Annotated in this window: 3 protein-coding genes; all 3 read left to right on the top strand. The window is 43.8% G+C overall.

The window, feature by feature from the left end:
• The first annotated feature begins 153 nt into the window (after positions 1 to 153).
• The 3 genes from IQ242_RS24705 (at position 154) to IQ242_RS26855 (ending at position 1,318) form a co-directional block, all read left to right on the top strand.
• The gene (locus IQ242_RS24705) at positions 154 to 453 is read left to right on the top strand and encodes a hypothetical protein (protein ID WP_193961771.1); all 300 of its coding nucleotides are present in this window, start codon (positions 154 to 156) and stop codon (positions 451 to 453) included.
• Entirely contained in the window at positions 428 to 790 is a 363-nt protein-coding gene (locus IQ242_RS24700; protein WP_193961770.1) for a DUF5615 family PIN-like protein, read from the top strand. The genes IQ242_RS24705 and IQ242_RS24700 overlap by 26 nt, the downstream gene beginning before the upstream one ends.
• A 396-nt stretch (positions 791 to 1,186) precedes the next feature.
• Positions 1,187 to 1,318, top strand: a complete 132-nt coding sequence (locus IQ242_RS26855) for a hypothetical protein (RefSeq protein WP_002753613.1) — start codon at positions 1,187 to 1,189, stop codon at positions 1,316 to 1,318.
• Positions 1,319 to 1,446: the final 128 nt, after the last annotated feature.

Raw genomic sequence — 1,446 nt, 5'->3', positions numbered from 1 at the left:
CAATACCCCCCCCGAAAAGTATCCTACACTACAATTTAATAAATCTTTACATTCTTCTCCCTGACTAGGGATTCACAGGGGAAGGAGTCTCAGGTGGTTTCCCCTGTTTTAATCGGATAAACTAGGGATACCAGCTTTCATCAAGGCATCAGCATGAGTACCAACGTAGCGAAAACTCAATGGCAATATTTAGAGAAGCGTCCTCATTCCTGGCGACAACAGCTTTGTTTTCAAGGTAGGAGGCTGAAAGCTTTTGATGTCTGGTCAGATATGATTGTCAATGACATGACTCCTCAAGAAGCAGCCCTTAATTGGGAGTTACCCCTGGCTGCCATCTATGAAGCAATTGACTATTGCGAGAGGAATCAGCAGCTACTCAAGCAAGAAGCAGAAGAAGAACGCCACCGTCTGGAAGCAAAGGGGATTAGTGTTGAGCCTAAGATTATTGCTTGATGAGGACTCGCAAGCCCAACTTCTGGTTAAGTTACTTACGGCTGCTGGTCATGACGTGCTGACGATCAATGAAATTGGTTTGGCTGGCTGCATAGATAATGTCGTACTTGACTATGCTATACAGGAAAATCGGATTCTGCTAACTCATAACTGCGATGACTTTGAAGAGTTGCACCAAGCGAATCCAAGCCATTCGGGGATATTCGCGGTTTACCGTAACGCTAACCTCTTAAAAAATATGGGCTTCAAGGCAATTGTCAAGGCAATCGCCAATCTCGAAACTGCTAACGTCCCCCTTGCTAATCAGTTCATCTCCCTGAACCACTGGAACTATTAATTCTGGTTTGTCTCGATCTTGTCACAAATCTTAACTTAATCTCTCCCTAACTATTGAAAACAAGAATACACTCTACCCCCCCGCACAGTATCCTACGCTACAATTTAATAAATCTTTACATTATTCTCCCTGACTAGGGATTCACATCGGATTTACACACCCTCGCCCAATATTTCGTCAAAACTTACCGAAAAATTGGGTTTAAAGCCTCGCCCTTTTAGGGCGACTTTATATGATGTATGCTCTTAAGAATAGGGGGCAGGGTAAGCAACCGCTTAAAAAACCCAGTCATCGCCGGATGAACGCACCGTTCGGACCTCGGCGTGAGCTTTTGTCGAACGCTGAGATCAGGGCAGCGCGGTCAAAAACGACATCGGTAAGATTGCCAACCAAATTATGATGGCTGTCACCTTGCGTTGGGAAACCATTTTGATGCCAGAGGAAAGAAAAGAGGGTCATCAGTTGTCAGATTTGCGTTTTCAGTCCACTGATTACTGGAAAAGCTTCCCAACTCCCACTCTGCAATAACTACTGGCAGCCAGAAATAGGTTGGGTACTTATCATACTTTGTGCTTTTTGTCAAAAAAACTTTTTTCTTGCAATAAAACTACACAAAAAAAAGATCATCGTTGTGGGTGAAATTGACTGATTTACCC

Source organism: Microcystis sp. LEGE 08355 (assembly GCF_015207185.1).
Taxonomy (GTDB): domain Bacteria; phylum Cyanobacteriota; class Cyanobacteriia; order Cyanobacteriales; family Microcystaceae; genus Microcystis; species Microcystis panniformis.
Note: the sequence above shows the minus strand (reverse complement) of the source record. Positions and strands in the feature narration are given on the sequence as shown.